The organism is Intestinimonas sp. UBA1698, assembly GCF_002320075.1.
GTDB classification, from domain to species: domain Bacteria; phylum Bacillota; class Clostridia; order Oscillospirales; family Oscillospiraceae; genus Intestinimonas; species Intestinimonas massiliensis.
On record NZ_DCJO01000019.1, the window covers coordinates 1 to 25,208 of the forward strand.

Consider the following 25,208-nt stretch of genomic DNA (forward strand, 5'->3'; position numbering starts at 1 on the left):
GGGGGCTTTTTCAATCTTTCCCGAGCTGGCTGTACAGCGCGTTCCCTCGCTCGCCGACGAGCTCCCGTAGGGCGGCCTTTTTGTCGGCGGCGGACATATCCTTGCTGTCCTTGTTGTAGATGCTCCACGCCTGCGCGTACTGCTCCGGTGTGATATCCGGGAATCTCTTCTTTACCCCAGGCCACCGCTTCCGGGCCCCGTCGGACATCTGCGAAATAGCGAAGGTCTCTTCGTCTGCGTATTTCACGTCCAGATTCCTTGGAATCACAATGTTGTCCGAAAGCAGGGTCTGGTCCAGAAATTCCTTTTGGTTCTGGGTCAGCCGTCCATCCGAGAAGAGGGTCTTCCGCACGGCGGCGTTGGCCGCGGAGGCTTTCCCCGCCGCCTTCCGCTCCGCCAACAGGTCCTTGTACTCCAGATAGACCCCGAAATCAATCCCATTCCGAGTGATGGCGTACGCCTTTTCCCACGCGCTGCTTTTGTACTCCACGCCTCGGGCCGTCAGCATCTCCCGCTTGGCGACGTCCTCTCCGAAGGATACCGCGTCGGCCAGCATTTCCGCCTTCTCCTGGTCGGACGCGCGCTGGTAGCTCCTCGCGCCCACCAGGCTCTCCATCAGTCTAAGGGTAGCCTGGCCACGACTGCGCTGGTATGCGTCCCGCTCCTTGGGCGTGAGGCTGTAGGACTGGTTGTCATACCGGACGGTGTAGGGCGCGTTCTTGCCCGGATAAATGTTTGTCGCGCCGGTGCTGCCGCTGATCCGCTCCAGCTCCTTCTCCACGGCGTTCTGCCTGTAGGTCCGGAGCTGTCCCGGCAGAAGGTTGGCATTGAGCAAATTCAGAGCTGTGTTCCCGGTATTGGTCCGCTCCCGCCCGAAGCCGTCCACGGAGGCGGGAAGGTCCTTGCGGAACATAGGCAGCCCCGCCACGATGCTGTCCCGAGCGGTTCCCAGAGTGGTGCCGCTGCCGTACTGACTTCGGACCGTATCGTCTAGGCCGGTGGCGATACCCTTTACAAAGTTGGGCAGGAGGAAGCTGGACGCCTGGGAACCGGCGTAGCTGAACCCCGCTTCAAAGACCTTTTCTGCTGTGGTCTCCCCTTCGGCGTAGGTGTAGGCGTCGATCAGGCTGCCGATGGAGGACATAGCGGGCAAGTCCAGCACCGCCTGAATCGTCGCGCTGGCAGATGAGCCAACCACCTCCCCAAGCGACAGCGCCCCGTCCTCTCGGTAGGCATCGGCCATCAGCGCCCCCGCCGCCATAATGGCGTTCAGGGGCTCCAGGAAACCGATAGACACCAGCGTGTCCCCGTCCCTCCACTCCGTGCCCTTCCCGTTCAGCCAGCGCATGGTGGCGGACAGGTTCCATTGCGTGCCATTCTTCCCCTGCGCCCGCTCCAGAGCCTCCTTGTCCTTGTCCTCCGCCCCGGCCACGTTGATCAGACCGGCCAGCGCCAGCGCCCCGAATCCGGCCAGCGCGACGGAGCCGGTGAACCCGCGTCCCACATTGCGGACCGCCTGGGCCTGCATCTCCGGAGAAAGCTGCCCCTTCTTCGCCTGGTAAACCGTCCGGACAACATCCTTCATCCCGTTTACCAGCCCCATGGGGCTGTAGTTGGCCGCTTGGGAAACCAGGTTCCCGGGAACTCGGGCGAAGGGCAGCGCCAGGTCCCCGGCGCCAAAGGAACCGCCTCGGGAGTCCTTTAGGCCGACATGGTTGCCCGCAGCGCGCAGGCCGGTCATGACCCTGGCTACCCTGCCATCGTTTTGGAAGGTGCGCTGTAGCGCCGTCTCGTCTGCCCAGGTGGGCAGGGCCTTGGCGTCCAGCTTCCCCGCGGATTTCAGTTCGTCGATGCCGCGCTGGGCCTCCGCCCGGATGCCACCCTTCTGGAACTCGTCCGTGGTGTTCAGGGCATAGCCCTCATACTTGGCCCAGGTGGACAGCAGCCGCTCGAAGAGGTTGCCGGTCATCTTGAACGTCCGCCCGGCGGTCCCCTCGTAGCGGCCCCTGGCGTTCTCCGTGCTGGCGTCCAGGCCCACCTGTATGTAGGATTTCAGCAGCCCTTCCAAGGAGCCCTGCCGCTTGGCCTTTGAAAACCAGGACTTGTCCACCGCCGTAGTGCGCTGCCCGGTCAGCTTGGACAGCGCGATATCCAGCGGAACCCCAATGTCGTTGGAGAGCGTTTCCAGCGGGTCAAATACATTGTTGCTCACAAGGTTGCGCATGACAGTGGACGCTTTGGAGAGCATCCCCATGACGCGGAAATTCTTCACAGCCTCCAGGGGGCTGACTGGAAGATAGTCGGCGGCGATACTGCGGAGCTGAGACACGGCCACATCCCGCAGGAAGGCTTCCGCATCGCTGTAGCTCTTCGCAACTTCCCGCAGGGCCCAATCCATCTGGGATGCGGTTTTCCTGGAGAACAGGCCGGTAGTCCCCCGGATCTCGCTGTTGCGCTCAATCAGTTCGATCAGGCCGTCCAGGTCGCCCTCTCCGATGCGCTCCAGGGCGCCTACCTGCGTCTCCACATCCCCCAGGATGGCGTTGCGTCTGGCCTCGTCCAAGCCCGTCCGCTCCAAGGTCTCCGCCGCGTCCATCAGGATGCCCTCCGGGGTCCGGGTGTACTTAGCGAATGCCTGGATCATCTGGCCGGCATTGGTCCCCTTTTCCTGAATGAGCTTGCGCCACTGGTTAAACTCGGAGTAGTCGCCCGTCTTCTTCCCCTGCTGCCGCGCCTGATACAGGATGCCCATGGCGGTGTCCAGGTCCTCCCCGCTCCAAGCCTCCTTGTTGGGCAGGTCGGCTTTTTCGCCTTCAAAATCGTTTACCAGCCGGTCCAGCGCGTGGGACATGCTTTGCCGCTCAGAGACAGGGTCATAGGCGAGGTCCTCCGGCTTGACGCCGGCCATCTGCTTGTTTACCTCGTTATAGATGCCGCCGTTCTCAAAGGTGTTCGTTTCCACCTTGGATATCTTGGGGGCGGATTTAAACGGATTCTCCGCCGAGCCAACCGTGTTGGGCCCGAAGCCTCCGGTGGATGATTCCGGGCCGGCCTGGGCAGACTGGGTATTGCCACCGGCGGAGGAATCTGCTATAATGGGGGCAGAAGCGGAAGTATTCGCACCATGGGGCGCTTTGGGCGTAAGCTGCGGGCCGTTTTGCGGCACGTTCAGCACTTGGTCAGTACTTCCGCCATTTTTATGCATGTATGCGGATACCACACGCATTTGGTGTGCAGCGGAATCCGGTACAGCCTCAACGACGTAGTATGTGCCATTGACCTTCTTCTGGAATTGGACCATAGGTGCCGGAGTGTCATCTGCGTTTGCGTACTCCGTACTAGTCCTTGGCGTTCCATCGTCATTCCTGAGCAAATCAACGGAATCGTAGTTTTCCAAGACATACCCCATGCGACCAATGTCGTTGACGTCGGTCATGCTTTGGTCCGCGCGCCCGGACGTCCCATGCCGCTTTTCGATATGTTCAAGCGCATTCCCACTCAATACATGCTCAAATCCGGTCACATCAACACCTGTTGCATTCTGCACATCATGGGCCGCTCTTTCAGAAACTTCTGCGATTGGCATCCGTATACGTTTCTTGTAGTCCGGGTTCTTAAGCGTTTTCCACTTGTTCACAAATGCGACCAGCGAGGCATCGACCGCATTCTGGTATTCGTTGATGACCGCCTGTTCTTGCGGCGTATGCCGCGTCGGATCTGTATTGACCGCTGTGCTTCCTGCCTCCCCCGTGGAGGCGGTTTTTTGTGCCTGTTTTCCGGTGGGTGGTCCGTGGCCCACTCACACCGGGCAGGGGCTGGCTTCTGCACCTCCGGGAAGGTCTCCGCCCGCCGCCGAATTTGCCAGCTCGGCCAGGGGGAAGGAGGCGTTTGGGTCCCTGGCCGCCTTGTCCGCGATGTAGTCCATGACGTAGGACAGGCTTTCCTCCCCGGCCTCCACCCCCGCCTTATCCGAGGAAACCCCCGGCTGAATCCTGCTCCCGCCCCGCCACAGCGGCCCTAGCGCTGCCCTGCCGACGGGAACGCTGCTGCTTTTTGTGGCGATACATGGCCTGATCCGCTTCATACTTCCAGTCACTCATCCGCTTGATGTCGCCGGCCTCGTCCCGCAAGTAGCTAGATCCCCGGGCAATGGACAGCCAGAGGCGGCTGTCCTGGTTGTATTGGCGGATGGCTTGGTCCAACTGCTCGTTCCAGGCCCGCTCATCCCCCGCCGGGTCGGGCAGGATCACGGCAAACTCGTCTCCGCCGATGCGGTAACAGCTCCCCTGCCTACAAAACGCCTGCTCTATGCAACGAGCTGCGCCGATGAGGAGCTCATCGCCGGCGCTGTGTCCGAAATGGTCATTGGTGTATTTGAGCCCATCGAGATCCAGGAAGATCAGGGCCACATTTCCGTAGCTCCCCGTCTCCTTCTCCAGCCGGGCAAGGAACTCTTCGAAGGCACGCCGGTTCTCCAGCCCCGTCAACCGATCCTCCCGCGACAGGCGCTTATAGACCTGCACCTCGGTCTTGAAGCGCAGATTGGCTGCCATAGTGGTGATCAGAGAACTCAGCAGGCAGATAATGAACACCAGGATACCGCACTCGAAGATGGTCCCATACCAGGGCGTTTCCAACAGCCAGTACAGCAACAGCGCCAGGGCGCCCCCCGCCGCCAGCATGGCAAAGGCCCGCAGCACCGCCTGCATCTCTCGGTTTCCAGTCCTGCGGTATTCCCGCAGCATCAGCACACCCATCAGGCAAATCCCCGCTGCCAGCAGCAGGTGGGTCACGAACAGCATGTCGATGAAATCGAACCCCCAGAAGAAATTCAACAGGCTCTGCCCAACAGCGTTGACGTAGAACGCACCGATGAGGACGTCCAGGCTGCGGAACCGGCACATCTCTCCCGTATTGCGGACGAAGTGCAGCATGGGGATGGCCAGCGTCATGAATGCATAAAAGGACAGGTAACAGACCAGCGGTGATTGACCGCTCATCTGCTGCATCAGGGAGGAGTCCAGCGTGCACCAGGCGCCGCACAGCAGCAGGAAGCAGGCGACGTCGGCAAAGCGGCGGTCCTGCATCCGGACCTTGTCTAGATAGCTTGCAATGCCGATGGCCACTACGCTTATAATAGCCATGGTGAACACCAGAAGCAGAGTAAAGGCGTCACCCAGGCAGTGCTGGCGAAAGACCGCGCTGCTGCTGCCCAGATAGACTGCGGGCAGCGCGAAGCGCCCGTCCCCCGCATTCTCATAGGTCAGAATCAGGGGTTGCCCCCCCGTCTCCTCGGGCAGAACAACGTCGCAATCCAGCTTGGCCCGCATCTGTTCGTTGCGCCGGAAGGTGGAATCGTCATAGGCGCAGAGCAACTCCTCCCCCAGGTCCACCCGCAGCCGGTAGACCGCCCCCCGTGTGGTCAGCACCAGGCCCGCGTCTGTCGGATTCAGACCGTCGTAATAGAGGGTCAGGGCTTCCACGCTGTCCAGCGTGACGGTACCCGGTATCTGGACCTCCACCCGACGGCCGGCCTCCAGGCGGTACCAGCCCTCCGAGAGCTGCCGTACACCCTCCAGCGGGGTCCGTATCCTCTGTCTGGCGCTCTTGCCCAACGAGAGCCCCATTGCCAGCAGGATGGCCAGCATCAGCACGGCCTCCCAACTCCGCTTTCTCCTTCTTGCCGTTTTGCTCACCTCTTTTCCGTCTGCCGTCGACGGCGGGTCGGCCCATTTAATGGTCACTTTTATTTTATATCAATTAGTTTATTAAAGTCAATTGTAACCTTTTGTACGTTTTGAGATTCCGCGTGCCGGTACCCAAGAGGCAGCGGGTTGACACCGACTCCATTCTAGGCTATAATACACCGCAGGGAATGAGGTTCTCCCCTGGAATTCGATCCTAAACCGCTTTTTAAGCTGATGACTTCTGCGATGATTCACGTCGCAGGGTTATTGGCTTTTTTTATATCCTGCGAGAAGGGAGCTCGAGTATGTTACAAGGTCTGGCACTGATCTTTCTGGGCGGCATGGCGCTGGGGAGGCTGTCCTCCCAGCTCCGGCTGCCCCCCTGCTGGGCATGCTGCTCGCCGGCATTTTGCTCGGTCCGCATGTCCTGGGTCGCCTGGATGAGCGCATTCTCCTCCTTTCCTCCGACCTGCGCCGGATCGCCCTGCTCATCATCCTGACCCGTGCGGGCTTGAACCTCCGCCTGGAGGATCTGAGGCGGGTCGGCCGGCCGGCCTTACTGATGTGCTTTCTTCCCGCCTGCTTCGAGCTGGTGGGGATGGTGCTGCTGGCTCCCAAGCTGCTCGGCGTCCGTCCTCTGGAGGCGGCTCTTCTGGGCAGTGTGGTGGCCGCCGTCTCCCCCGCGGTGATCGTCCCCAAAATGCTCCGGCTCATAGAGGACGGCTGGGGCGGTGCACGTCGCATCCCCCAGATGATCATGGCGGGGGCTTCGGTGGACGATGTGTTCGTCATCATCCTGTTTACCTCTCTCACCGGTCTGGCGGCTGGTGAGAGTCTGGCCTTTTCGGATCTGGCCCGCATCCCCGTCTCGATTCTGTTGGGCATTGCGGCGGGGCTCCTCTGCGGCAGCCTTCTGGCCGTTCTCTACCATCGGGTGCCCATCCGGGACACCGTCAAGGTCGTGCTGCTTCTAAGCCTCTCTTTTCTGCTGGCAGCCCTGGAGGACCGTCTGTCCGGTCGGGTTGGCTTTTCCAGCCTTCTTGCCGTCATGGCTGCCGGGGTTGCCCTGCAAATGCGGCAGGGGGAGACCGCGGCTCGGCTGTCTGCCAGATACGCCAAGCTGTGGGTGGCGGCGGAGCCGCTGCTCTTCGTGCTGGTAGGCGCCACCGTGAATATCCGCTGCGCGCTGGACTTTGGCCCGGCCGCCGTACTGCTTCTTTTCCTGGTGCTGCTGTTCCGGATGCTGGGCGTTTGGGTCTGCCTGCTGGGGACCGCGCTGGACCGCCGGGAACGGCTGTTCTGTATGGTGGCCTACTGCCCCAAGGCGACGGTGCAGGCGGCGATCGGCTCCATCCCCCTGAGCATGGGCCTGGCCTGCGGCAACCTAGTACTCACCGTGGCCGTGCTGTCTATTCTTATCACCGCCCCTCTGGGGGCCTTTGCCATCGACCTGCTCTATCAGCGGCTGCTTCAGCAGCAGACAGGCGGAGGGGATNNATCCCCTCCGCCTGTCTGCTGCTGTGCAGTAATCCAGATTCAAGCCCGCTTGTGCCGCTCCGGCGCGGGCCGGGCGCCGCCTGCCGCGCAGCCCAGGCAAGCGATCAGCAGGGCGATACCCATGCCGATGAAGAGCGGGTCCACGGGGCTTCCCAAAAACTTTCCCAGCAGGACTCCCAGCGGGCCACCCAGCGTGCACAACAGGGCAAACCGCCGGTCCATCCGACCCGGGAGGAAGAGGGCGCAAGTCAGCGGGATAAAGACCACCGCCCCCCGGAGCCCCATGGACAAGAAGCCGAAGTCGTTGATGGTGGCCGAAGGCACCACGCAGGCGATGACGGCCGAGGCCGCCAGCACGGCCAGAATGGTCCCGCGGGTGGCCACCAGGGCCGCCGCCGCAGAGTCAAAGCGACTGGAAACCTTCTTATAGATGTCATTGACCAGGATGGTGGCCACGCCCAGAGAGAGCCCGGCCCCACCGCCTACCACGGCGATCAGCAGTGTACCCAACACCACGCCGGCAAAGAGCACTGGCAGATGGTGGACAACAAAGGTGGGGAACACCTGGATGGTGGAGGCCAGTACCCCCACCCCCTCTGGCAGGGCCTGGCCGGCGGCCAGCAGGGCGTCCGCCTCCGCCTGGGTGATGTAGTGGCCACGCATGAACAGCCCCACAGCGATTCCGGCAATGCCGATGGGGGGAATGAGTCCCGCCGCCAGCAGTGCGCCCCGCCGGGCGTCCCGATCGCTGCCCCCCGACCAGACCGCCTGGGCGTAAGTCTGGGTGGAGAGGACACCCAGCAACAGAGAGATACCGGAGCCGATGTCCTTGGCCGCGCCCCGGGCGATCAGGCTACCGTACCGGGCGGACAGGTCTGCCGCGCTCTCGATCCCGGCCATGGCCCCCGGCGTTGTGCCCACCAGAGCTGTCCGGAGGCTTTCCCCCAGTCCGCCCAGCCCCCCGGTGAGCAGCAGCACTGCCGCCAGACCGGCGATACAGGAGACATAGAGCAGCACCAGCTTGACGATTCCACCCATACCAGCTCCCCAAGCGCCGCCGAACACCACATAGACGGTCATCAGCAGCACCGACAGCACCGCTGCCACTGTGGTGGACACCGGGAAGATCACGGTAATCAGGCCTGTGCAGGCCACTACCTGGGCCAGGACGGAGATGAAGATGCCGATGGAGCTCAGAACAGAGCCGGCGTACTCCACCTTGTGTCCATACTCCCGGTCGATAACCCCCATCAGGGTGGTGCAGCCGCTCCGACGCAGCGGGCGGACATATCCCAGGGCCAGGATGAGGCACCCGATGCCGGAGCCCAAGGTGAACCACCACGCAGAGATACCGTAGCTGAAAGCCAGTTGGGCCGTGCCGATGCTGGCCTGGCTGGAGACCAGCGCCCCCATGATGGTACCGCAGATGATCCAGGGGCCCGATCGGCCGCCGCCCGTGGCAAAGTCGGCAGCCGACTTCACCCGACGTCCGGACGCGACGCCCACCCCGATGATGACCAGCAGGACCAGGACCACGCCCAGATAGTTCAGTGCTGCCATTGTGTCTCCTCCTTTTAAACCATGATGCGCATGGGGTCCACCTTTTGCAGCAGGACCTCCAGGACAGCCTCCTCCGGCGGCTCCGCCTCCACCGCCCGGGACAGATCCATGTCGAAGCCCGTCCGCTCCCGGATGGTGTCCAGGCTCACGCCCGGGAAGCATTCCGCCAGATACATGCGCTTGTCCGCGCCGAAGCGCATCACACCCAGCTCTGTGATGACGGCCCGCGGGCCCTTGTCGTTGAGCCCCCGCCGGGCCCGGCCGTCCGGTCCGTCAATCCAGCCGGGGCTGGTGATGTAGTCGATGTGCTCTACAAACCGCCGGGGTTCATGCTTCATGATGATGACGGTATCGCAGTAGGTGGCAATGCCGTTGGCCCCTCCGGAACCGGAAAAGCGGGTCTTGGGATGGAAATAATCCCCGATGCAGGTAGAGTTCAGATTTCCGTAGGGGTCAATCTGGGCCCCACCCAGGAACCCAGCGTCGATGGCGCCGGTGCGGGCCGCCAGGGCCTGGAAGCCGAAATAGCGGTACTGGGGCCAGAGCACCGAGGCCTGGTAGTTAATGCGCAGGTCGGAGACGCTGGTGGGCACCTCCTGGGGGTTGCCCTCGAACAGGGCGGTCTCAAAGATCAGATGGGCATTGGGCGCGTGGGTGTTCTTGGCCAGGGTGCCGCCGATGAGGGGCAGGCCCGTGCCGATGATGTAGGTCTTTCCGTCTTCGATCTGCCGTGACAGGGCCACGGCCATCATCTGCTTTGCGGTATATTCCATGCTTCTCCCCTCCCTCAGCGGCGCTTCAGGCCGGGCCGGTAACCATACCCCGGCTGGACGCACAGGCTTGTCAGATGTTCCGCCCCGATCTTGTTCAGATAATCCCCGTGGGTGGGGCACTCGTCCACGTATTCCCGGATGAAGGCGTCAAAGTCCTCCTGGGTACGGCTGACCTTATCATAGCACAGGTAGAACGTGCTGTCATAGTCGTAGCAGCCAAAGCACTGGGAGGGATGGGCGCCGTAGGCCGCAGGCACCACCGCGTCCACGCACAGTCCGGTCAGGGTATTGCGCTCGGGGTGGCGGTGCATTTCCTCGTCGGATACCAGCCGTTCGCAGGAGACAATGGTGTGCCGGGCCGCCATGGCAATGTCCAGGTCCTGGAACTGGGCCCCCTCGATGCAGCAGGTGCCGTCAGGGCTGGCCTCCTGTACGTGGATGCAGGCCACGTCGATCTGCGGAGTGGGCACACAGCAAACCTGGCTGCCAGGGTGGAAGGGGTCCTCCCGGATGACGAACTTCTGGTTGGGCAGTTTGGGGTGCTTCTTTCGCTCCTCAGCCGAGATGCCCCACACGTCGGCCAGATCGGAGCCCAGCATGTTTTTTACCGGGACGTAACTCAGGCCCAGGGCCGCGCCGTGGTAGGCGATGGTCTGCACGTCCAGGGAGTAGTCATCAAACAGGATGCGGCCATTTTCAACGGCATCCCGAAAACGGCGGCACACCATGGTATAACCGGAGTTGGCGATATAGGACACCATCATAATCTCCACGCAGCCCGCGCCGATGAGCATATCCATATCGCCGCCGGAGGGCCCCCCCTCCAGATAGAGCTTCCGCTTGCGCTGACGGATGATCTCCCGTACCAGGGTATAGGGCCGCCGATTGGTCACAAAACCGCCCAAAGCCAGACAGTCCCCGTCCTGTACAAAGCGGGAGACGGCCTGCTCGGCGGTCATAACTTTGGATGGAGCGTTCAAGTGGATTCCTCCTCTCAATAGTACGAGCCGCCCCGCACCTGGGGGCGGCTCATCTTTGGTTCGATTATTCCGCCCAGATCTCCTCGTCGGTGGGGACCGGGTTGTTGGGCATCTGATAGGCGATGCGGCTGATGTTCACCAGGTGATGCCACCACAGGTTCTCGCTGATGCTGTTGTTTCCCCAAGTGCCGCAGCCCAGGGTAGCGGTGGGGTTCAGGCCGCAGTCAAAGCCTCCGCCCAAGCCGCTGGAGCCCACCAGATTGACGCCGATGCGGGATACAGGCAGGCGCACCGCGGCGTACTCCACATGGGCCTTGTTGTTGGAGTGAAGGATGGTGCTGTGGCCGGCGCCCTCATTCTTCAGGTTCCGGACCGCCAGATCCACCGCTCCCTCCCAGGAGTCATAGGGGCAGATAGCCAGCACCGGGCAGAGCTTCTCCCTGGTCAGGTCTTCGTCCCGGCCGCCCTTGGTCACCCGCACCAGCAGGAAGCGGGCCTCCTCCGGCACGGTGAGTCCGGCCAGAGCCGCAATGGCCTGAGGCGTGGAACCCACCACGTCCTTGTTGATGCTTCCGTTGGGGAACATAGCCTTGCGCAGGGCCGCCACGTCCGCATCGCTGCCAATGTAGGCGCCGCCCTGCGCCTGAAGCAGGGCCACCATCGCGTCAAACTTGGCGGAGGGGATATGGACACACTGCTCACACGTACACAGCACGCCGTTATCATAGGTGCGGCTCCTGGCAATCTTTTCTGCTGCCTGCTCCAGGTCCACATCGGTATCCACCAGGGACTGCACGTTGCCGGCGCCTACGCCGAAGGCGGGCTTGCCGCTGGAGTAGGCCGCCTTGACCATGCCGGGGCCGCCGGTGGAGACGCAGGCGTCGCAAAGCTGCATGATGAGGCCGGAGGCCTCCATGGTGGGTTCGGGCACCACCTGAATCAGGTCCTCGGGATAGCCAATTTCCCGCAGCGCCTGCCGCATGAGCTCCACCGTCTTGATGCCGGTCTCCTTGGCACGGGGATGGGGGCAAACGATGATGGCGTTACCGCCCTTTAGGGCGATCATGGCGTTGTGATTGGGGGTCATGGTGGGGTTGGTGGTGGGGGCTACACAGCCGATGACGCCGATGGGCTTGGCCACCTCCACGATGCCGATGTCGTCCAGATAGCGGATGATACCCCGGGACTTCACACCCTTGAGCTTATACCAGACGATCTTGGCCTTGGCCTTGTTCTTGACGATCTTGTCCTCGTATTTGCCCATACGGGTCTCGTCCACGGCCATTCTGGCCAGCATCTCGCCGTTGTCATAGATGATCTTTCCAATGCCCCGTACGGCCTTGTCCACCTGCTCCTGGGAGTAGGTCTCAAATTCCTGCTGGGCTGTCCGGGCCCGGTCGATCAGGCCCTGAATGTATTCCTTGGTATCCATGCTCTGTGCTTCCTTTCCATCGCTTAAAGACTGCGGGCCACCTCATAGGCGTCCCAAATCGCATACATAATGTTGGACACCCGCCGGGCGTCGCCCAGCAGGTAAGCCTCCTCGCCCGCGGCCTGGAGCGCACCATACAGGACGGACTCCGAGCGGTAGCCCACGCTAAGGACGACGGCGCCCGCCGGGATATGGTGCTTTTCTCCGCCGCTGGCGACTACCAGGCCCTGTCCGTCTACGTGGTCGGCCAGGCTACCCGTGTGGACCGAAATGTGGTGGAAGGCAATCAGGTCCTGGAGCATCTGGGTGTTGGCGTAGCACAGCGGCCCGTTCTGCCCCAGGATGGCGGGCAGCCCCTCCACGATGGAGACCTGCTCGCCCCGCAGGGCCAGCATCAGGGCGGTCTCACAGCCCACCAGGCCGCCGCCCACCACTACATAGGGCCCCTGGGAAGTCACCTCGTTCTGCAGGATTTGGGCGGCAGTGAAGACCGGCACCCCGTCCCCCAGAGAGAAGGTCACCGGCCGGGAACCGGTGGCCACCAGATAGGCGTCGAAGCCTTGTGGCAGCGTCTCGGCGGTGAGGTCGGTCCCGAAGTGGACCGGTACCTTCCGGTCAGATATCTGTTTTTCATACCAGGCGATGAGCTTGCGCTCGTCCTCCTTGAAGTCCGGGGCGCTGGCCGGGTGCAGATTTCCCCCCAGCCGCTGGGTGCGCTCAAAGATCTCCGGCCTATGCCCCCGCAGGGCCAGGACCCGGGCCGCCTCGCACCCTGCAACGCCGCCGCCCAGTACCGCCACCCGCTTGGGGGTGACGGCGGGCGTCAGAGCCATTTCCCGCTCCCGGGCCGCCGCTGGATTGACTGCGCAGCTGATGTGCAGATACTTTTTGAGCCGGCCCATGCACCCCTCTTGGCAGGAGATACAGGGGCGCACATCCTCCCTCCGGCCGCGGTACAGCTTCCGGATGAGTGCGGGGTCGGCCAGCAGGGGCCGGGCCATGGACACCAGGTCGGTCCTGCCCTCCGCTACCGCGGCGGCGGCCTGCTCCGGATCGTCCATCCGCCCGGCGGTCAGCACGGGAATGGAGACATGCCGTTTGAGCTCCTCATTGTAGGTCAGATACATACCCTTTTCAAAGTACATGGGGGGATGATTCCAATACCAGGAATCATAGCACCCCACATCGGCGTCTAGAGCGTCGTAGCCCGCCTGCTCCAACAGCCCGGCAATCTGAAGCCCCTCGGCCATATCCCGGCCCATCTCCCGAAAATCCTCGTCGGGCAGGGCCCCACGTCCAAAGTCCTTCATAAAGCTCTTGGTGCTGTAGCGCATGACCACCGGAAACTGGGAGCCGCAGGCAGCTTTGATTTCCTGCACGATCTCCACGGCCATACGGATGCGATTTTCCAGGCTGCCACCGTACTGGTCGGTGCGCCAGTTACAGCACTCCATGGCAAACTGGTCCAGCAGGTATCCCTCGTGCATGGCGTGGATCTCCACGCCGTCGAAGCCGCACTCCTTGGCGATGGCCGCAGCCCGACCCATAGCCCGGACAATCTCCTGCACCTCCTCGGTGGAAATGGCCCTGCAGGTGATGGCAGGGTCCCAGCGATAGGGGATGGGCGAGGGGCCAATGGGCAGGTCTCCGGGCGGGATGCGGTTGGTCACCCGGCCAAAGCCCGCCGAGATCTGCAGAAAGATCTTGGCGTCATAGGCGTGCACCCGCTCAGTGAGCTGTTTGGCGGTGCGTTTGAAGAGCACCGGATTCAGGGTGGGGCAGGGCATGGTGCCCGGTCCATGGCGCTCCACGGTATTTTCCGAGTAGCACATGCCCGCGATGATGAGGCCCACGCCCCCCTTGGCCCGCTCCACATAGAAGTCGATGCCGGTCTGGGTAAAGGCCCCCTGGGCATCCGCCAGACCCGCCGGGCCCATGGGGGCCATGACAAAGCGGTTCTTCAGCATGCACGCCCCGATTTGGGCTGGTGTGAATAAAATCTGTAGGTCTTGCTTCATTGTGTCCTCCGTAGCTCAATAGCCGGTCAGCGGGGCGGGCTTCCGGTCCGGCTTCAGCGTGTCCACCAGGTTGCGGCAGACCCCGGCAAAACTCTGGATGTCCGTCCCCACGATCACCAGGTGCATCCCCAGCTCGGCATAGAACGCCGCCTCACCGGGGTCTTTCGTGAAGATGCCGGCCAGCTTTCCGTGTCGCCGGGCCGCATCCAGCACGGCATTCACCGTGTCCCGGATGGACTCGTAACCCACCTGGCCCGGCGCTCCCATGGAGGAGGACAGATCATAGGGCCCCACGAAGAGCAGGTCGATGCCCTCCGTAGCGGCGATGGCGTCCAGGTTGGGCAGGCAGGCCACGTCCTCGCACTGGACGGCCACCAGGTTGCGCCGGTTGGCCAGGGCGAAGTAATCCGTCAGCGGAGTAAAGCCGTAATCAGAGGCCCGGGTGCTGGCCACGCCCCGGCTGCCCTGGGGATAGTAGCGGGCGGCTCTGGCCACCCGGCTGGCCTCCTCGGCGGTGTTGACCCGGGGCACCAGGATGCCGTGGGCTCCGATGTCCAGCATCTTGAGGATGGTATCGCTGCTGCTGTTGGGGACCCGGACGATGGGGACTGTCCCGCGGTACTCCGCCGCCTGGACCAGCTCCCGGTTGTCCAGTACGCCGGTGGGGCCGTGCTCGCTGTCGATAAGGACAAAGTCAAATCCGGCCAGGCCGATGACCTCCGTCAGAACGGAGCTGCCTGAGTTGAGAAACATGCCGTATACCGTCTCGCCCCGCTCCATGCGCTCCCGCAAGTCGTTCTGTCTCATTCCGCCTCACCGTTGAAATCCGGCATGTCCCGGGCGAGTACGCCGCCTGCCATGTAGCGCAGGCGGGGGAGTTCATCAATGGTCACCCGCACCTGGGTAGGCTGGGCCTCAAAATTGCGCATGAGTACCTCGGAGATATCCTTCAGCGTGGCCTCAATCTGCTCGGGGGCCTTGCCGGCAGGCAGTTGAACCGTACACATGATGGGCATTTATTTCACATTCTTTGAAAAGTCTTTGTGCTTGCCGCCAATGCAGAAGTGGTGGCCCTCCTCGTTGTCCAGGACATAGGCCCGTACGTCCTCCTTGGCGCAGCCCAGGTTCCGGCTGAGGATGGAGGCAATCTGATCCATGAAGGCATCCTTGGCGCCGGCGCTCCGGCCGGGGCCCACCCGGAACAGGACGGTGGGGGCCAGCTTTTCCGCCTGAGCCCCGCCCTGGTAGACCCGCTCAGGGTCGGCCTCCAGTACGGTCACCCGGATCATCCGCTCCAGAGTGTTCTCCAGCAGCTCGGCACCGGCCGCCGTGATCTCCCGCATAGAAGTTTCCAGCGCCCCGTCGTCACAGCCGCGGGGCAGGTACAGCGTAATAAAGGGCATGATCAACCTCTCCTAAGGGCCGCGCAGGCCATTAATAGTCGGTCACGATGGTGTTGTACATGATCTTACCTTTGATGATGGTGGCCTTGGGGATGATGTTGGTCTGTCCCTCGTAGTGCTCGCCAAAGGCGTCGGTAAAATCGTGGGGCCCCTGCTGCAGGTCCAGGATGGTCAGGTTGGCGGGCAGGCCCCGCTTTACGCCCACTTCAACGCCCTTCATAAAGGAGGCGGGGACGCTGGTGGTACGCAGAAGCACATCCTCAAAGCTCATACCGAGGGCCATGCACTCGCCCATATGGACGGTGAGGCGGCTGGTCTGGGGATCATTGCTCAGGGCGGTCAGGTCATCGGTGATCACGTCGGGGAAAAAGCCCTCGGCAAAGGCAGCCTTGGCCACCTCGGAGCTCCAGTTGCGGGAGCCGCGGGCCGAATCGAAGATGACACCACGCCTTTTGGCCTCCCACGCCTCCTTGTAGACGTGTCCGTCCTGATCCAGGATGTTTCCTTTATTATAGGTATGGGTGAAGTTGTCACCGGGATGGAAGTAGTCGATCAGCTCCGGCAGGGGCACGTCGGGGTTGGCCACATGGACGAACATGCGGCAGCCCACCGCGTCGCAGACCTGGCGAGCCTTTTTCATCACGGCGTGGGTAAGCTCGGCGCCGGGGGAGTCGGCGTGACCAATGAACACCTTGATGCCCACCAGTACGTCTCCGTGGACCTCGAAGAGCTCCTGAATCTTCTCCAGATTGACCTCCTGGTCCAGCAGGGCGTAACGGGGGATCTCGCCCTGGGTCTCCGCCATGTTGGACAGGCCCAAGCAGGCGTTGACCATGCAGGGTGCCTCGTCGATGAGATGGCGCTCCCGGTGGAAGGAAGCGGAGGTCTGGCTGCCCATATCAATGCAGGCGGTGATGCCTCGCTTCCACAGCTCGTCAATGGGGTAGGTGAAGCGCAGGCCAGGCAGTACATGGACGTGACCGTCCACCAGGCCTGGGACCACATACATGCCGGAGGCGTCGATGACCTTATGGCCGCAGATCTTGCCGGGAAGGCTGCCCGGCTCGAACACGTCGGCAATACGGGAGGCGTAGATGCCCACGTCCATCTTCTTATTCAGGCCCAGCACCGGGTCCACCACGGTACCGTTTTTGATCAGCAGGTCATAACAATGCACGATAAACGCCATAATGGATGCTCCTCTTTTCTATTCCTTAATTTGAATCTCGACATATCCCAGACCGCCGAAGTCGGCGCGCAGGGCGTCGCCCACCTGGACCGGGGTGGAGGGAGTGATGGCGCCAGAGAGGATGATGTCTCCCTTTTTAAGGCCCTTGCCGCCCTCTTTCCACAGGCCCCGGACCAACTCAGCCACCGCCCGGGCCGGGTGCCCCATCACCGAGGCCCCCGCGCCAAAGCCGGTGTTCTTCCCATTTACCTGCAGGCACATCCCCACGTTGGCCAGGTTCAGCTCCCTGGGACACTTGCGCCCCTCCCCCAGCTTGAAGCGGGCGGAGGAGGTGTTGTCCACCACAGCGTCATAGCGGCTGCCGATCTTGAAGTTGTGGAACCGGCTGTCGATGATCTCAAAGGCCGGTGCCACCCACTCCGCGGCGTTCATAACGTCCGGGGCCGTGACATAGGGGCCGGACAGGTCCTGGCCCATGATAAAGGCCATCTCTGGCTCCACCTTGGGGTGAAGGAGCTGGCTCAGGGACAGGTCCTCGTCGGGCGCCAGAAGCATGTAGTCCATCAGGCGGCCGTAGGTGATCCCGGTGGGCTTGACCGTCAGGCCGCCCTTTTCATAGATGGTGCTGGCCATCTGCTTCTGCTTGGCCAGGCTGGTCCCGCCCAGCTTGTAGCCTACCACCCGGTGCCCCATCTCCTCCATCCTCTGGACCCGCAAGGCCTGGCCCTCATAGGCTTCAGCCTCGGTCAGCTCCGGGTAGGTCTTGCAAAACTGGTCGATGGAGTGGTGGTGATATTCGCCGTCCAGGGAGAGCTCCACCAGTTGGGCGATAATTTTTTTGGATAAGGCCATGTTTTCACGTCACTTTCTCTGTCTGCTACACAAAGCTGCAGCTTACTTCCCCAAAGGGGCCGAAGGTACAGCGCAGGTAATCCCCCGCCTGGACCGCCACCGAGGAGACCGCCGACCCGGAGAGGATGATCTCCCCGGCCTTCAGGGGGTTCCCGAGCTGGGTGAAGCGCTCTGCCAGCCACGCCACGGACTTGGCCGGGTCGTTATACACCGCCGCACCGCAGGAGACCTCCTGCTGCCGGTGGTTGATCTCAAAGATGTAGGGCACCAGGGTCAGGTCCACCTGACCGGGCTTGAGGGGCACATCGCCCAGAATATAGGCGCCGAAGGCGGCGTTGTCCGCGATACTGTCCTGCACCAGGCGCTGGACCTTGTCCCGGAAGATGCGGAAGTCCACCACCTCCATGCAGGCCGCCACGTACTCCGTGGCATCCAGGACCTGCTCCCGGCTGATATGTTCCCCGTCCAGATCGTTTTTGAGCCGGAAGGCCAGCTCGCATTCGATGCGGGGCGCCAGGAAGTCGTCCATGGCTAGGGTCACACCATTGTCGAAGCAGCGCTGATGAAAGGCGTAACCGTAGTCCGGCTCGTAGATGTTTGCGGCCTTCCGCATGGCCTCGCTGGTCAGGCCCACCTTTTTACCCGAAATCGTCCAGCCGCTCCGAACCAGATCCTGCACCATGACCTCCTGGATGGCATATGCCTCGTCATAGGTGATGTCGGGAAAGGTCACGCTGGGCTGGTCAATCTGCTGTTTGGTCCGGCTGCACTCCGCCAGCCGGTGGCCGAAGGTCTCGATTTCTTTTTGATTCACATTGATCTCTGCCTTTCGTGGTTGAACTGTCTCAGGCCTTCTTCTTGTCTCTATGCTTCTGGAGCAGAGCAAAGGCCACGGAGACCACGCTCAGAGCGAGGAACAGCAGAGAGATGGGCCGGGTGAAGAAGACGGACACGTCACCCGCATACACGGCCATGGTCCGCACCAGGTTCTTTTCCGCCAGGGAGCCCAGCACGATACCGATGAGCATGGGGGTGGTGGGGAAGCCGAACTTGGGCATGATGTAACCGATGAGGCCGAAGAGGATGGCGATGAGGATGTCGGTCATGTTATTGCTGCAGGAGTAGGAGCCCACCATGCAGAAGGCCATGACCATGGGGAGCAGGATATAGTAGGGGATTTTGGTGATCTGGGAGAAGCCGCGGATAGCCAGTCTGCCCATATAGAGCATGAGGACTTGGATAATGATAAAGCCTACCAGCACCACATAGGTCATGTCGGCGTGCTTGACAAACAGCTCTGTACCGGGGGTCAGACCCTGGATGGTCAGGGCGCCCATGAGCACGGCTGTAACCGAGTCGCCGGGGATGCCCAGGGTGAGCATGGGGATGAGCGTAGCGCCGGTGACGGCGTTGTTGGCAGTTTCAGAAGCGCACAGGCCCTCTTCCGAGCCGTTGCCGAACTCCTCCGGATGCTTGGAGCCGCGTTTGGCCTCGCCGTAGGACAGGAAGGCGGCAATGGCGGCGCCGGTGCCGGGGCAGGCGCCTACGATGACACCGATGATGGAGGACTTGAGCATGAGCCACTTGAATTTGAGCATATCCTTCCATCCATGGGCCTTGTCCATCTTGACCTGGGGCGGCTGACTCAGGCGCAGGATCTTCTTTTCGGCCTGGCTAAACAGCTCGCTGATGGCGAACAGGCCGATGAGCGCGGGCACCAGGTCCACGCCGCGGACCAGGATATCAGAGCCGAAGGTCAGGCGGTAAACGCCCTGCTGGGGATCGATACCGATGGTGGTGACCAGCAGGCCCAGGGCGGCCATGGTCACACCTTTAAGGATGCTTTTGCCGCTGACGCTGGCAATGATGGTCAGGCCGAATACCGTCAGCATGAAGTAGTCGGGCGCGCCGAATTTCAAGGCCAGGTTGGCGAGCTGAGGGGCAAAGAACAGCAGGCAGACGCCGCTGAACAGTCCGCCCACCACTGAGCCGCGCAGGGCAATGCTGAGGGCCGTGCTGGCCTTGCCCTTGAGGGTCATGGGGTAGCCCTCCAGAACGGTGGCCGAGGCGGCTGCCGTACCGGGGGTCTTGATGAGAATTGCGGAGATGGACCCGGCAAATGTTGCGCCGCAGTAGACGCCGATCAGCATGAGCATGGCGGCCGCCGGGCTCATGCCGAAGGTGACAGGCAATAGCAGGGTGATGCCGATGGTGGCGTTCAGACCGGGCATGGCCCCGAAGGAGAGACCGACGGCCAGGCCGGCCACCATACCCAGGATAGTGGAAAGGTCCAACATGTTAACCAGTGCGTTTCCAAGCAGTCCAAGCATATTCAGCCACCTCCTTAAAATAGAATCTCGGGCAGGCTCACGTGGAGCAGCTCAACAAAGGTAAAATACACGGCCAGGGTAAAGATCACCGGGAAGGCCACCAGGACGATCTTGTTGCGGCAGCCCAGCAGGTAGCTCATGATGCACATGATGACAATGGTAGAGATGATAAAGCCGATGCGGGGCATCAGGATGTACCAGGCCAGCAGAAGCAGGGCCACCAGTACCACGCGGACATAGCTGACTTCTTCCTTCTTCTCCTGGGTAGCGGCGGCCTCGGCGGTCTTGTGGGAGAAGATATGCTCCTTGGCGTCAAACACCAGCAGAAGGGCGCAGCAGACAATTACGCCCAGAACGGAAAACGTGGGGAAGAACCGGGGGCTGATGGTGGCCTTAGCCACCATGTTCTCCGCGATCTGGCTGGGGATGCAGAGGTAAAGGATGATCATCCCCACCAGGAGGGTCAGCGTCATTCCATTTCGTTTCAGATAGTCTTTGATGTTCATAGTTTTCTCCTATGTCCGGGTCTGAATCAGACTCCTCATGATGGAAGTGCGGCCGGCTGGGACCGGCGGCAGTCACCGCGCCCCAGCCGGACCACAGATGGGAGGGAATTACCCGGCGATGAAACCGAGCTGATGCAGCAGTTCATCTGCCACAGGCACCAGCTCTTCCAGGCCGGCGGTGTACGCTTCGGTGTCGCGGTAGTCGGGCTCCAGGCCGATGTTGGCGATGGATTCCAAAACGCCCTCGTCCTGTACCGCCTGGTGGAACGCATCCGACAGGACCTTGACCGCATCTGCGCTCATGCCGGCAGGGCCGTAGAAGCCTACCAGCCCCTTTACCCGGCACTCATAGCCCAGCTCCACAGAGTTGGGGCCAAAGTAGCCGCCGTCGGTCATCCACTGGGGGGTGGTGTCGCCGAAGATCATGATGCAACGGACGTTGCCCGCCTCCACGGCAGACTTGGCGCCATGGACCTGCAGAGTGGCGAAGGGCAGCTCGCCGGACATCAGGGCCACGATCTCTTCGGGGTCGCCGTCGTAGGGGACGTTGGTCAGATTCCATGTGCCCTCGGGGTCGGCCTGAGAGGCCCACTCTTCCAGGCACATGTGCTGCATGTTGCCCGTGCCAGAACCGGCGTAGCTCAGGGTGCCGCCCTTCTCGTTGATGAAGGCGATCAGGTCATCCACGTCCTGGATGGGGGAGTCCGCGGCCACATAGATGCCGTGCAGCACGGTGTAGGCGTTGCAGATGGGCTGCATGTCCTCCAGCGTGTAGCTGGTCTCGCCCAGCAGGGGAGTCACACACAGCGGAGTGCTGATGCTGAAACCGATGGTGTAGCCGTCGGTGTTGGCGTTGGCCACCTGGGTGGTGCCGATGGTGGCCGAGCCGCCGGGCACGTTGACCACCTCGATGGGCACGCCAACGATTTGGGACATCTTATCCACTACAATACGGGCAAACAGGTCGGTGCCGCCGCCGGCGGAGAAGGGAACGACGACCTGGATGCTGCTCTTGGGGTAATCGCCGCCGGCGGCGGGGGTCTGGGACCCGGCGGGTTGGCTGGGCTGAGGAGAAGCGGTTTGTCCGCTGCCGGAGGAACTGCATCCGGTCACGGCCATTGCCAGGATCCGTGCTGGTTCTTATCCCAGAGGGCACCATCCACCGCAAAATCAATCCCTCCAACGTCACGGTGGACACCTACACACTGCACTACCCCCTGGCGCTTTTGGAGGCATACTCTACTCCCCACACCGATCTGACCCAGCTCTACGGCACCCAGGCCATGTGCATCCAACTGCCGGAGAAGGACATTGGAGAAGCCATTGCCCTGTTCGAACGCTGCCTCACCGTGCCGGATGATTCTTTTGGCAGCGATTTGCGGCAAAATCTGCATTTTCTGGACATTCTTTTAAAATTTTATCCCCTTCTCTCCGCCGGCCACGGAGGCAACAACGCCCACTCCAATATTTCTCCCCTGGTCTCTGAGCTGATCCGCTACATCAACCAGCACCTGTCGGAGCGCCTGACTCTGGACCGGCTGGCCAACACCTTTTTCGTCAGCAAGTACAACCTATGCCGACAGTTCAAAAGGGAAACCGGCTTCACCATTGTGGAGTACATCAACAGCAGCCGGATTCGCATGGCCTGCACCCTGCTGCGTCAGGAAAAGGCCATCTCGGACATCAGCTCCCGGGTGGGATTTCTGAACAACTCCCATTTTATCCATACCTTTCGCCAGTACACCGGCGTCACCCCCCGAAACTACATCACCCGCTACAAGACCTTTACCGACGTACCCTTCTTCAGCAACTTTGCCCCCCAGGAAAACGGTGCATGACGGCAGGCCACACTACGCATTTACGCATTTATATGCAAAAAATCACGGTTTTTTATTCGAAAAAATCCGTGATTTTTTGTGGTTTTTTTCAATTTTTTGCGTTTTTAAGTAAAAAAACACCCCCGGGCCGAAGCCCGGGGGTGAAAACCAAATCTGGGTTTTTACGTCAGTGGATTGCCGATAGCTTACTCCGCAGCCTTCACCATCTCGTAAGTGAAGGTGTAGCTAACAACGCCCATCTTAGCAGAGACGCCAGTCACCTTGCCGCCAGCAACGGTCACATCGATATCGGTGTAACCCAGAGCGGTCAGCTTAGCAACAACGGCATTGGCCTGATCGGTCACGCCAGGCTCCTCTTTGGTATAGGTCAGGGTGATCTTGTCATCCTTAACCGTCACAGTGACGTTATCGGGAGTCGCGGGAGTCTCCTCGGCGGTGTTATCAATCACCATCATGAGGATCTCGTCGTCATCAACCAGCATGTAGGTGATGACATCGTCATCCTCGGGGGCGGCGCCCAGGGTGGCGCTGGGAGTACCCGGGTTGTCAGTGTTGTCGATCAGCACGGTCTTGGAAGTCACAGCATACTCCTTGCCCTTCACAACCACGCTGCTGGAGGACACATTGGTAGCCTCACCATTGACGGTGATCAGGTTGTCGCCAGCTTCCTTCAGCTTGAGGTAGCCGTCGCTGTCGGTGCTGTACAGGTAAATCTTGCCATCAACGACTTCCTTCATCTCCACACCAGAGGGCAGGTCGGAAACCTTCAGGCTGGTATTCGCCTCGGCAGAACCGGCCAGGAAGCCGCGAGCCTCAATGTAGTCATTGAAGGTGCTGTCAGACTTGTAGATGAACACGTGATCGCTCAGGTCAGTGCTGTTAAATTCCTTGGAAGTGATCGCCACGGCCACCATCTTACCACCCTTGTTGTAGGCAGCAAAGGCAGAGGCATTATCCTCCTTGTCAACATCGGGAGCGGCGGAATAGCCGGTGTAGACGTCAACAGAGTCAATGCCACCATTCTCCTTCAGGGTAACATAGAAGAACACGGTGTTCTTGTTGGAGAACTTGGTTGTAGCATCGCTCTTCAGGCCACCAACGGTGGTCTTGCCCTTTTCAAAGACAACAGCGCTATCACTCTTAGCGGTAGTGGTAGGATTGGTCAGCTTGATCTCATTGCCGCTCACCTTATAGGCAAAAATCTGCCCCTCAAAGTCGCCATCGTCTTCAATGTCGATGTCGCTGTCGTCATCCAGGTCATAAGTGGCCTTGGTGCCGTCGGACAGGGTGACCTTCACGCGGTCGGTGCCGATGCTGCTGCCAGCCTCAGAGCCCCAGACATAAGCGTAGTCATAAGCAGAGGCCTCAGGCGCGCCCACAGCCACGATGTAGCCGTTCACATCCAGATAGAAGGTGGCGTCCTTGTCCAGCTCGCTCTTGGAAGCATAGCCCTTGGCGGGAGTGATGTCGTCGGAGGTGCTCTTGTAGCAGCCCACGGCGGAGACGGTGTACTTGGTGCCGTCCACGGTCAGGGAGGTGGAGGTGTAGGCATCCAGAGTGCCAGTCACGCTCTCAGCCTTCTGGACATGCAGCTTGCCGCCGATGAAGGCAGCCAGCACATAGTCGTTCTTGGCCACATCGTCAAAGCCCACCACGTCGTCCTTGTCGTCGACGCTCAGGGTGGCAGCACCGCTGTAGTTCACGGTCAGAGAACCGTCGCTGGAGGTAGATTTCCCGGTGACCTTACCGAACACATAGGTGGTCAGCAGGACGTAGTCCACATCGCCATCGTCGTTGTTGTCGATGAGGATCTTCTGAACGCCGTGGGTGCCGTCGGCCTTGGCGGCATCGCTGGAAAGATCGGTCAGGTCGGCATAGTTGGTGGCAACCTTGGTACCGCTCACGATGTCCAGGCTGTTGTCGTCGGCCACGCTATTGATGGAGTCGTCAGAAGCGTCGGTGACCACCTTGTTGTCATCGGTCACGATCACGGAGCCAAAGACCTTGGCATTAGCAGCGGAAGAGCCGGTCTTGACGTACAGGCGCACGGTACGGCCCAGTTGGTCCAGCCCGGTGGAGACCTTAAAGGTCTGGGTGCCGGTGTACTCGTTCTGGTCCTCGTCCTTGCCGCCATTGGTGATGACAATCTTGGTCTTGCCAGCATCCAGAGCGGAGCCGACGAGCACCTTGTTGTCGTTCTTCTTGCTGGAGTTCAGGTCAGCAACCTCGTTGGCAACCACAACGCCTTCGACCTTCACGGCGCCGAACTTGTCCTCAAGGACAGTCTTGTTGTCGGCGGTCTTGTCGATCTCAGTAACGGAAGTGAAGGTGCCGTCGCCATTGGCGACCATGGTGTACTTGTAGGTGACCTGCTCCACATCCAGAATGTTGTAAACCATCTGAGCGGCGGAGTCACGGGTCAGGCCCTGGGAGGGGTTGATGTCCAGACCGTCGTACAGGCCCACAGCGTTGGCCCGAACATTGGTATTGACTTCCCAGTTGGCGCCGGTGAAGCCCTCAATAGCGGACTGGTAGCCAGCGGCGACCAGCAGCATCTTGGCGGCCTGAGAACCGGTGACGGTCTCGTTGGGACCAAAGGTGCCGTCGCCCTTACCAGCGACGATACCACGGATCGCGCAGTACTCGATGTAGGGGGCAGCCCAGTGACCGACCGTGTCGGTGTAGCTGTACTTGGTGACATTGCCCAGGCTGGGGTCCTTGCCGCCATTCAGGACGACGCAGATCATCTTGGCCATCTCACCACGGGTCACGATGCCCGTAGGATCATAAGTACCGTCGTCCTTGCCGGCGATAACGCCCAGCTCAACCAGGGTGGAGACGGCCTCTTTGTTGACGATCTTGTCCTTATCGGAGAAGTCGTCGTAGTTCGCAGCGGAAGCGCCAACGACCATCATGCCGATCAGCATAACGGAAGCCAGAGCCAGGCTGAGAACCCGCTTGAGGTTTCTCATTTTGGAATTCCTCCTTCAAAATTTTGAGTTTGGAGACGCATAGTTCCCCTTACCTCTGGCAAGACTATACCGCGTCTTGTGTCCACCGTCAACCCCTTTGCCGGTTTTGTAACACAACCGTAAAAATACGCCGCTGCCCTGCCGTGAGGCTATGATAGTTTAGACGCGGCC

The 25,208-nt window shown here is 61.2% G+C and carries 19 protein-coding genes, 2 pseudogenes and 1 riboswitch; of the genes and pseudogenes, 2 read left to right on the forward strand and 19 right to left on the reverse strand.

Annotated elements, in window-relative coordinates; translation table 11 throughout:
* Positions 1-10: 10 nt before the first annotated feature.
* The 4 genes and pseudogenes from B3H64_RS04255 to B3H64_RS04265 all read right to left on the reverse strand — a co-directional run bounded on the left by B3H64_RS04255 (position 11) and on the right by B3H64_RS04265 (position 5,648).
* Positions 11-2,962, reverse strand: coding sequence for a hypothetical protein (locus B3H64_RS04255; protein WP_286733244.1), 2,952 nt, complete (start codon positions 2,960-2,962; stop codon positions 11-13).
* A gap of 246 nt (positions 2,963-3,208) precedes the next feature.
* A pseudogene (locus tag B3H64_RS12045) lies at positions 3,209-3,586 on the reverse strand (hypothetical protein); the annotation flags it as partial.
* 213 nt (positions 3,587-3,799) lie between these two features.
* Complete coding sequence (locus tag B3H64_RS04260; RefSeq protein ID WP_256303018.1) at positions 3,800-3,925, reverse strand: hypothetical protein; 126 nt, start codon at positions 3,923-3,925, stop codon at positions 3,800-3,802.
* Positions 3,926-3,965: 40 nt separating this feature from the next.
* Complete coding sequence (locus B3H64_RS04265; RefSeq protein ID WP_286733246.1) at positions 3,966-5,648, reverse strand: GGDEF domain-containing protein; 1,683 nt, start codon at positions 5,646-5,648, stop codon at positions 3,966-3,968.
* Between the two features lie 214 nt (positions 5,649-5,862).
* Positions 5,863-5,938: riboswitch (Fluoride riboswitch) on the forward strand.
* Between the two features lie 140 nt (positions 5,939-6,078).
* Between B3H64_RS04265 and B3H64_RS04270 the strand changes: the two are divergent.
* Positions 6,079-7,065, forward strand: a pseudogene (locus tag B3H64_RS04270) (cation:proton antiporter); the annotation flags it as partial.
* A gap of 158 nt (positions 7,066-7,223) precedes the next feature.
* Here B3H64_RS04270 and B3H64_RS04275 read toward each other — a convergent pair.
* The 14 genes from B3H64_RS04275 to B3H64_RS04340 form a co-directional block, all read right to left on the reverse strand.
* Positions 7,224-8,744 carry a sodium:solute symporter family protein gene (locus B3H64_RS04275; RefSeq protein WP_286733247.1) on the reverse strand — a complete coding sequence of 507 codons (1,521 nt, stop codon included), beginning with the start codon at positions 8,742-8,744 and terminating at the stop codon, positions 7,224-7,226.
* A gap of 14 nt (positions 8,745-8,758) precedes the next feature.
* Positions 8,759-9,517, reverse strand: coding sequence for a CoA-transferase subunit beta (locus B3H64_RS04280; RefSeq protein WP_050619292.1), 759 nt, complete (start codon positions 9,515-9,517; stop codon positions 8,759-8,761).
* A 14-nt stretch (positions 9,518-9,531) separates the two neighbouring features.
* Positions 9,532-10,497, reverse strand: a complete 966-nt coding sequence (locus B3H64_RS04285) for a CoA transferase subunit A (RefSeq protein ID WP_286733250.1) — start codon at positions 10,495-10,497, stop codon at positions 9,532-9,534.
* Between the two features lie 64 nt (positions 10,498-10,561).
* Positions 10,562-11,929 (reverse strand): aldehyde dehydrogenase family protein, encoded by a 1,368-nt coding sequence (locus B3H64_RS04290; RefSeq protein WP_286733253.1) that lies wholly within the window; start codon positions 11,927-11,929, stop codon positions 10,562-10,564.
* A gap of 23 nt (positions 11,930-11,952) precedes the next feature.
* Complete coding sequence (locus tag B3H64_RS04295; protein WP_286733255.1) at positions 11,953-13,947, reverse strand: FAD-dependent oxidoreductase; 1,995 nt, start codon at positions 13,945-13,947, stop codon at positions 11,953-11,955.
* Between the two features lie 15 nt (positions 13,948-13,962).
* The gene (locus tag B3H64_RS04300) at positions 13,963-14,754 is read right to left on the reverse strand and encodes an HpcH/HpaI aldolase family protein (protein WP_286733257.1); all 792 of its coding nucleotides are present in this window, start codon (positions 14,752-14,754) and stop codon (positions 13,963-13,965) included.
* The gene (locus B3H64_RS04305) at positions 14,751-14,963 is read right to left on the reverse strand and encodes a tautomerase family protein (RefSeq protein WP_050619297.1); all 213 of its coding nucleotides are present in this window, start codon (positions 14,961-14,963) and stop codon (positions 14,751-14,753) included. The genes B3H64_RS04300 and B3H64_RS04305 overlap by 4 nt, the downstream gene beginning before the upstream one ends.
* A complete protein-coding gene (locus B3H64_RS04310) occupies positions 14,964-15,350 on the reverse strand; it encodes a tautomerase family protein (protein WP_286733260.1) in 387 nt (128 codons plus the stop codon).
* Positions 15,351-15,381: 31 nt separating this feature from the next.
* A complete protein-coding gene (locus B3H64_RS04315) occupies positions 15,382-16,539 on the reverse strand; it encodes an amidohydrolase family protein (protein WP_050619299.1) in 1,158 nt (385 codons plus the stop codon).
* Between the two features lie 18 nt (positions 16,540-16,557).
* Positions 16,558-17,391 (reverse strand): 2-keto-4-pentenoate hydratase, encoded by an 834-nt coding sequence (locus B3H64_RS04320; protein ID WP_050619300.1) that lies wholly within the window; start codon positions 17,389-17,391, stop codon positions 16,558-16,560.
* 25 nt (positions 17,392-17,416) lie between these two features.
* Positions 17,417-18,205, reverse strand: a complete 789-nt coding sequence (locus B3H64_RS04325) for a 2-keto-4-pentenoate hydratase (protein ID WP_050619301.1) — start codon at positions 18,203-18,205, stop codon at positions 17,417-17,419.
* Positions 18,206-18,236: 31 nt separating this feature from the next.
* Positions 18,237-19,721, reverse strand: a complete 1,485-nt coding sequence (locus B3H64_RS04330; RefSeq protein ID WP_256319413.1) for a tripartite tricarboxylate transporter permease — start codon at positions 19,719-19,721, stop codon at positions 18,237-18,239.
* A gap of 14 nt (positions 19,722-19,735) precedes the next feature.
* Positions 19,736-20,227: a tripartite tricarboxylate transporter TctB family protein gene (locus B3H64_RS04335; RefSeq protein WP_286733267.1), complete on the reverse strand. Its 492-nt coding sequence runs from the start codon at positions 20,225-20,227 to the stop codon at positions 19,736-19,738.
* A 108-nt stretch (positions 20,228-20,335) separates the two neighbouring features.
* Positions 20,336-21,346 carry a Bug family tripartite tricarboxylate transporter substrate binding protein gene (locus tag B3H64_RS04340; RefSeq protein WP_286733269.1) on the reverse strand — a complete coding sequence of 337 codons (1,011 nt, stop codon included), beginning with the start codon at positions 21,344-21,346 and terminating at the stop codon, positions 20,336-20,338.
* A gap of 11 nt (positions 21,347-21,357) precedes the next feature.
* On the opposite strand from B3H64_RS04340, the gene B3H64_RS04345 reads away from it, so the two are divergent.
* Positions 21,358-22,065: a helix-turn-helix domain-containing protein gene (locus B3H64_RS04345; protein WP_050619305.1), complete on the forward strand. Its 708-nt coding sequence runs from the start codon at positions 21,358-21,360 to the stop codon at positions 22,063-22,065.
* 185 nt (positions 22,066-22,250) lie between these two features.
* On the opposite strand, the gene B3H64_RS04350 is transcribed toward B3H64_RS04345, so the two are convergent.
* On the reverse strand, positions 22,251-25,037 hold the full coding sequence (locus B3H64_RS04350; protein WP_286733272.1) for an S-layer homology domain-containing protein: 2,787 nt from the start codon (positions 25,035-25,037) through the stop codon (positions 22,251-22,253).
* Positions 25,038-25,208: the final 171 nt, after the last annotated feature.